Origin of the sequence: Frankia sp. AiPs1 (assembly GCF_023716945.1) — a bacterium.
In the GTDB taxonomy this organism is placed as follows: Bacteria; Actinomycetota; Actinomycetes; order Frankiales; family Frankiaceae; genus Frankia.
The window spans coordinates 1-7,818 of the sequence record NZ_JAMQQF010000271.1 but is presented as its reverse complement, the minus strand read 5'-3'; the positions used below and the strand labels follow the sequence as shown (position 1 = coordinate 7,818).

Sequence of the window (7,818 nt, the reverse complement as noted above, 5' to 3'; positions counted from 1 at the left end):
CCGGCGCGTCGGCCGGCTCGGGGCTGGCCGTGCCCGTGAGCTCCTGGCCCCAGCGCGCGCTGGCCTCCGCGATAATGCCCTGGCAGCGTTCACGCTGCCCGGGTGATAGCTCAAAATCCATGGGCAGTGGGCACCTTTTCGTGACAGGCGCATTCACCGGACCGGACGAGGTGCCGGAAAGCGGCGGATGGCTGGTCGGAAGTCTGCGGGCACCCCTTCTTGAATGGCGCCCCGCTTGCCTCAGGACATTAGGTCGCGCGTTTGTTCGCGTCACCCCCTAGTTGACCCCCTTAGGTGGCGGGGGCGGTCAACAATGCCCAAGAGTTGATCGCCTAGGGGCCCCGGTTGCCGCTGGCCACCTGCCGGTCCCCCTGCTGTGCGCAGGTTAGGGGTTTCCGGCTGGACCGGCGCCGCCGACCATGGTTCCACGTCCGGCCCGACTCCCCGTCGGTTTTCCATGGGTTGAATCCGGCTTATTCTCGATTCGCCGTGGTACCGCCCGCGCAGCGCACAAGGAGCGAATAAACATGCAGCGGCTGACCGCTGCCCGGAAGTGCGCGGGCTTCTGTAACCCCGGCTCAACCCCGTCCAGGCCGTCCCCTGGACCGTCCAGCCGACCAGCCCCGCAGTGCCCGTCTGACCGAGCCGAGGAAGCCGATGCCAGGGATTCCCACAGTCACCCCGTACCCCATGCCGACCCGAGACCAGCTGCCCCCCAACACGGTCCACTGGACGGTGGACCCCGCCCGTGCCGTCCTGCTTATCCACGACATGCAGCGTTACTTCCTGCGGGCGCTGCCGGCCGGGGGCTGCCGGGAGGTGTTGGTCGCCAACGCGGCGCGCCTGCGCCGGGTGTGCGCGGACCTCGACGTCCAGATCGCCTACAGCACCCAGCCGGGCGGGATGACCACCGAGGAACGCGGCCTGCTGCTGGACTTCTGGGGGCCCGGGATGTCCGGGAGCCCCGAGGACCGCCTGATCGACGAGCGCCTGGCGCCCGCCGCCGGCGACTGGACCCTGACCAAATGGCGCTACAGCGCGTTCGTCCGCTCGGACCTGCTGCAACGCATCCGCGCCCGCGACCGTGACCAGCTCGTCCTGTGCGGTGTCTACGCGCACGTCGGCGTCCTGGCGACGGCCGTCGAGGCCTACTCCCACGACATCCAGCCGTTCCTTGCCGCCGACGCCGTCGCGGACTTCTCCGCCGACCACCACCGGCAGGCCCTCGACTACGCGGCCGCCCGCTGTGCCGTGGTGCGCACGACCGACGACCTGATCGCCCAGCTGACCGGCCGCGCCGCGACGGCCTCGACCGCGGGGCGAGCGCGGTGATGAGCCTGACCGCCGGAGCGCGGCCGGGGACCGCGGCCGCGCTGATCGACCGCGTGCTAGCGGGCGAGGAGCCGGCCTTCGCGCTGCTTTACCGCCCGGACGCGTCCGAGCACGCCGGGATCGACCTGCTCGTCGGCGAGGTCTCCACCTACGCCCGGCTGGCCGACCTGCCCATCCGCCCCGGACCGGCGGCTTTGGGGCAGGCCGTCGCGGACCTACTGGTGCTCATCCCGTTCCGGCAGATCGCCGAACGCGGCTTCGCCTGCGTCGACGACGGCGCGTCGCTCACCGCGATGCGGGTGACCGAACAGGCCACGGTCTCCGTCGAGGAGTTCCTGGATCGCGTCGCCGACGCGCCGATCCGCGTCACGGGGGACCGGTTCGAGACAGACGACGCCGCCTATGCGGAGATCGTCGACAGGATCATCCACACCGAGATCGGTGAGGGCGAAGGTTCGAACTTCGTCATCCGGCGCACCTTCGTCGCCGACATCACCGACTACGCGCCCGGCACCGGGCTCGTGCTCTTCCGCCGCCTCCTGCAGCGGGAGTCGGGTGCGTACTGGACGTTCGTCGTGCACACCGGCGCGCGGACGTTCGTCGGCGCCACCCCCGAGCGTCACATCACCCTCGACGACGGCACGGCGGTGATGAACCCGATCAGCGGCACGTATCGCTACCCCCCGTCCGGCCCCACCCTCGACGGGATCAAGCGGTTCATCGCCGATCGCAAGGAGGCCGACGAGCTGCACATGGTGCTCGACGAGGAGCTCAAGATGATGGCCCGGGTCTGCGCCACCGGTGGCCGTGTCTCGGGCCCGCACCTGCGCGAGATGGCGCGCCTGGCGCACACCGAGTACTACATCGCGGGCCACAGCGACCGGGACGTCCGCGAGATCCTGCGCGAGACGATGTTCGCGCCGACCGTCACCGGCAGCCCGCTGGAAAGCGCCTGCCGGGTGATCCGCCGGTACGAGCCGGAGGGCCGCGGCTACTACGGCGGCGTGGCCGCGCTGCTCGGCCGCGACCGCGGCGGCCGGCCGTCCGTCGACTCGGCGATCCTCATCCGTACCGCCGACATCGACGCGGGCGGCCGGGTCCGGATCGGCACCGGCGCCACGCTGGTGCGCCACTCGGATCCGGCCGCCGAGGTCGCCGAGACCTGGGCGAAGGCATCCGGGCTGCTGTCCGCCCTCATGCCCGACACCGCCCACCGGTTCGCTGACCATCCGGAGATCTCCCGTGCCCTGGCCGCCCGTGGCAGCACCATCGCGTCCTTCTGGCAGGCGGACAAGCGCGAGCACGAGCGTCCCGACCCGGCGCTCGGTGGCCGCCGGACGCTCATCATCGACGCCGAGGACGCCTTCACCGAGATGATCAACCAGCAGCTCCGGTCTATCGGGCTGTCGGTCACTGTGCGCCGCTTCGACGAGCCGTACCACTTCGACGGCTTCGACCTAGTCGTCATGGGTCCAGGGCCCGGGGATCCCCGCGACGGCCGAAGCCCCAAGATCGCCCGGCTGCGTGCGTCCGTCCGCGCCCTGCTTGCCGAGCAGCGCCCGTTCCTCGCGGTCTGCCTGAGCCATCAAGTGCTCAGCCAGGAGCTCGGCCTTCCGCTGGTCCCGTGCGCCGTGCTCAACCAGGGCGTCCAGAAGGAGGTCGATCTGTTCGGCCGGACCGAACGCGTCGGCTTCTACAACAGCTTTGCCGCGGTGAGCCGGGAGGACAAGGTCGACCTCCCGGGCGTCGGTATCGTCGAGATCGGCCGGGATACGCGGACCGGTGAGGTGCACGCACTGCGCGGCCCGCGTTTCGGCTCGGTCCAGTTCCATGCCGAGTCGGTGCTCACCCAGGACGGCGTGCGCATTCTGAGTGGCCTCGCGAAACGCGCACTGGCGACCTAGGCGCCCTTCTTTCCGCCGTTTTTCTCGACGTGCCGGGCGGCGACCCGTGCCCCGATCCCGCTCTTCAGCGAAAGGCTGGACTGATCTTCATGGCGGACGAGCAGAAGACCGTTGAGTACCTTCGGCGTGTCACCGCCGACCTGCACCGGACTCGGCGGCGCCTGCACGAGATCGAGTCGAGCCTGAGCGAGCCGGTCGCCGTGGTCGGGATGGCCTGCCGTTTTCCGGGTGGGGTCACCTCGCCGGAGGGGTTGTGGGAGCTGGTGGCGGCGGGGACTGACGCCACCGGCGAGTTTCCGTCCGACCGGGGGTGGCCGCAGGACCTGTTCGATCCGGATCCGGAGGCGTCGGGCCGGTCGTACGTGCGGCGGGGTGGTTTCCTGGACGATGTCGCGGGGTTCGACGCGGAGTTCTTCGGGATCTCGCCGCGTGAGGCGCTGGCGATGGATCCGCAGCAGCGGCTGTTGCTGGAGCTGTCGTGGGAGGTGCTGGAGCGCGCCGGTCTGGACCCGGCGGGGTTGCGGGGGAGCAGGACCGGTGTCTATGTCGGGGCGTCGACCTCGGCGTACGTCCCGGACATGGACCACGTGCCGGACCAGGTCGCCGGCTTCACGATGGCCGGCAACCTGGCGAGCGTGCTGTCCGGCCGGGTGTCGTACACGTTGGGCCTCGAAGGCCCGGCCGTGTCGGTGGACACGGCGTGCTCGTCGTCGCTGGTGGCGTTGCACCTGGCCGCACAGGCACTGCGGCAGGGGGAGTGCACTCTCGCGCTGGCCGGGGGCGTCGCGATCCTGGCCAGCCCGACGCCCTTCCTGGAGTTCTCGCGCCAGCGGGGCCTCGCGCCGGACGGGCGGTGCAAGCCGTTCTCGGCGGACGCCGACGGGACAGCCTGGGCCGAGGGCGTCGGACTGCTGGTGCTGGAGCGGCTGTCGGACGCGCAGCGTCTCGGGCATCCCGTCGTGGGCGTGCTGCGAGGCTCGGCCGTCAACCAGGACGGCGCTAGCAGCGGACTGACCGCGCCCAACGGCCCATCGCAGGAGCGGGTGATCCGCGCCGCGCTCGCGAACGCGGGCCTCCGCGCGACCGACGTCGACGCGGTCGAGGCACACGGCACCGGGACCAGACTCGGCGACCCGATCGAGGCCCAGGCACTGCTCAACACCTACGGCCAGCACCGGGACCCGGACCAACCCCTACGCCTGGGCTCCATCAAGTCCAACCTCGGCCACGCGCAGGCTGCCGCCGGCGTCGCCGGCGTCATCAAGATGCTGCTCGCCCTCCAGCACGACCAGCTGCCGCCCACCCTGCACTCCGGGACGCCGACCCCGCACGCGGACTGGGCCAGCGGCGCCATAGAGCTGCTCACCACCTCCGCGCCGTGGACCCGCACCGACCGGCCCCGCCGTGCGGGGATCTCCTCCTTCGGCGTCTCCGGCACCAACGCCCACCTCATTGTCGAGGAGCCACCGCTCGAGCCCCCCGCGGCCAGCACGGTGGACACGCCCGCCGGCACCGTCCCGGTGCTGACGGGAACCGGGGTCCCGTGGGTCCTCAGCGCCGGAAGCCCGGGCGGCCTGGCGACGCAGGCCGCGGCCCTGGTCGCCTTCGCCCGCGAGACCGAGGCCGAGCCGGCCGCGATCGGCCGGGCGCTGGCGGACCGTCCGGCCCTGCGCCACCGGCTCGTGGTAGTCGGTGCTGACCGGGAGGCCCTGCTGGCCGGCCTCGACCGCGTCGCCGCCGGTGCCGTCGACGGCGTGGTGTCGGGCGTCACGACGGAGGGCCGGACGGCGCTGCTGTTCGCCGGCCAGGGCGCGCAGCGTGCCGGCATGGGCCGGGAGCTGTCCGCCGCCTCGCCTGTCTTCGCCGAGGCGTTCGACCAGGTCTGCGCGCAGTTCGACGCGCTGCTGGGAACCTCGCTGCGCGCCGTGCTGTCCGACGGCTCCGGCCGGCTGGACCAGACCGTCTACACACAGGCCGCCCTGTTCGCCTTCGAGGTCGCGCTGTTCCGCACGGTGCAGGCCGCGGGAGTGCGGGCGGACGTGCTGGCCGGGCATTCGATCGGCGAGCTCGCGGCCGCGCATGTGGCCGGGGTCTGGTCGCTGGCGGACGCCTGCCGGCTGGTCGCGGCGCGGGGCAGGCTGATGCAGGCGCTACCGAACGGTGGGGCCATGGCGGCGCTGGCCGCGGGCGAGCAGGAGGTGCAGGAGCACCTCGCGCGGCATGGCCTGGCCACGAGCGTCGCGATTGCTGCGGTGAACGGCCCGCGCGCCGTGGTGATCTCCGGTGACGAGGCGCCGGTCGACGCGGTCACCGCCGCCTTCGCGGCCCAGGGCCGCCGGGGCCGACGGCTGAGGGTCTCCCACGCCTTCCACTCCCACCGGATGGAGGCGATGCTCGCCGAGTTCGAGGCCGTCGCCCATGCACTGACCTACGAGGCCCCGCAGATCCCGATCGTCTCGACGTTGACCGGCGCGTACGCCAGCCCGGCGGAGCTCGGCGACCCGGGCTACTGGACGCGCCACGCCCGGCACACCGTCCGGTTCCAGCAGGCCGTCGCCACCCTGGCCGGCAGCGGGGTGCGGACGTTCGCCGAGATCGGGCCCCGGGGCACCCTCACCGCGATGGTGGCCGACTGTCTGCCCGAGCCGTCAGCCGGGATCCAGGTTGCATTCAGCCGGGCGGACCAGCCCGAACCTCAGGCGCTCACCCGCGCCCTGGCGCGGCTGTGGACCCTGGGCCTGCCGGTGGACTGGGCCGCCCTCGCTCCTGCCGCCGCCGACCCTGCCACCGCGGACTCGGTCGCGGCCGCCGCCGGCGAGCCGGTGGCGCTGCCGACCTACGCCTTCGACCGGCAGCGGTACTGGCTCGACCGGACCCGCCACGCCGACGGCGACCTCGGCCACACCGGGCTCACCACGCTAAACCACGGCCTGCTGACGGCCGGGCTGGACATCGCCGGCGACGGGCCGGTGGTGCTGTCCGGCCGGCTGTCCGCTGCCACCCACCCGTGGCTCGCCGACCACGCCGTGGCCGCGATGCCCCTGTTGCCCGCGGCCGCTTTCGTCGATCTCGCGATCCACGCCGGTGATCAGGTCGACTGCCCTCTGGTGGATGAGCTGGTGATCCACGAGCCGCTGGTGTTGCGGCCGGACAGCCCGCTCGACCTCCAGGCGGTCATTCATCCCGCCGCCGACGACGGCCGCCGGACCCTCACCCTGCACGCCCGGCCGCACAGCACCAGCCCGAGCGGGAGGACCTGGACCCGCCACGCCCAGGCCATCCTCGCGCCGAGCGCGCCGGAGGTGGACACCACTCGCACGGCGACGCCGGAGCTCGCGGGTGCCTGGCCGCCAGCTGGCGCGGTTCCGCTCGACGTCACCGACCTCTACGCCGATCTCGCCGGTAGTGGCTACCAGTACGGTCCTACCTTCCAGGGCCTGACCTGCCTCTGGCGGCTGCCCGACCCCGCCGTCCTGGCGGCTGAGCTGACACTTCCCGCGAGCGCCCATCCCGACCTCGGCCGGTACGGCCTGCACCCCGCGCTGCTCGAAGCCGCTCTGCACGCCCAGCGGCTGTTCGAGGGTACGGCCCCGGCGGGTTTCTCGCTGCCGTCACGGTGGCAGGGCGTCTCGCTGTTGGCCGTCGGGGCGGCAACGCTGCGGGTGCTGCTGCGTCGGAGGGACGACGGCGCAGTGCGCCTCGCAGCGGCCGACCCGACGGGAGCACCGGTGGCGCTGGTCGACGCGGTGCGCTGGACGGCGGTGGACCCGGACCGGCTCTCCATGGCCGGAAACGATCTGGAGGATGTGTTCACGCTCGAGTGGTTCGCGGTCGCCGGCGACGAGGCGGTGCCGGTGCGGCCGGTGGCCGTCCTGGGAGCGGACCCGCTGGGCCTGGCGATGGCCGTGCCGCGCTCGCGCACCTACCCGGACATCGACGCGCTGGCCGCCGCGGGCCTCCGGGACACCAGCGGCCCGCGGCCCAGCTGCGCGGTCGTCACCGTCACCGGCCCGGCCGCGGCCGACACGGCCGACACGGCCGCGGCCGGCCAGGACCTGGCCGCTGCCGCAGTGGCCGCGAGCGAGATCGCCGAGCGTCTCCTGCTGACCGTCCAGGCGTGGCTCACCGACGACCGGCTGGATGGCGTGCCGCTGATCGTCCTCACCCGAGGAGCCGTCGGGACCGGGCCGGGCTCCGCGGGACCCGACGTCACCGACCTGGCCGCCGCCGTGGCCTGGGGCCTGATCCGTACCGCCCAGATCGAGCATCCCGACCGGTTCGTCCTGCTCGACGCCGACCCGGACCCCGCCGCGACCATCGACTGGGGACCGGTGCTCACCGGGGCTGCCCTCGGCGCGGAGCCGCAGCTCGCCCTGCGTGACGGCGACCTGCTCGCGCCGCGGCTCGCCCGGTCGACGCCGCGGCAGGAGGCTGTTGCGGCCACTCTCGACCCGGCGGGCACCGTGCTGGTGACCGGCGGGACCGACGGCCTCGGCCGTGCGGTGGCCCGCCACCTCGTCACCGGACACGGCATGCGTCACCTGGTGCTCACCGGCCATGACGGGACCGCCGAGGCGGCGGC

General features: G+C 73.0%; 3 protein-coding genes. All 3 read left to right on the top strand.

The window, feature by feature from the left end; genetic code table 11:
* Positions 1–657 precede the first annotated feature (657 nt).
* Positions 658–1,332 (top strand): isochorismatase family protein, encoded by a 675-nt coding sequence (locus tag ND748_RS20300; protein ID WP_251747583.1) that lies wholly within the window; start codon positions 658–660, stop codon positions 1,330–1,332.
* Positions 1,332–3,236, top strand: a complete 1,905-nt coding sequence (locus ND748_RS20295; RefSeq protein ID WP_251747582.1) for an anthranilate synthase family protein — start codon at positions 1,332–1,334, stop codon at positions 3,234–3,236. The genes ND748_RS20300 and ND748_RS20295 overlap by 1 nt, the downstream gene beginning before the upstream one ends.
* A gap of 89 nt (positions 3,237–3,325) precedes the next feature.
* Positions 3,326–7,818 (top strand): type I polyketide synthase (locus ND748_RS20290; protein ID WP_251747581.1); only part of this gene is annotated, 4,493 nt, incomplete at its 3' end.

Coding starts and splice junctions, on each gene's coding strand:
- ND748_RS20300 (WP_251747583.1), top strand. CDS start 658: ATGCCAGGGATTCCCACAGTCACCCCGTACCCCATGCCGACCCGAGAC.
- ND748_RS20295 (WP_251747582.1), top strand. CDS start 1,332: ATGAGCCTGACCGCCGGAGCGCGGCCGGGGACCGCGGCCGCGCTGATC.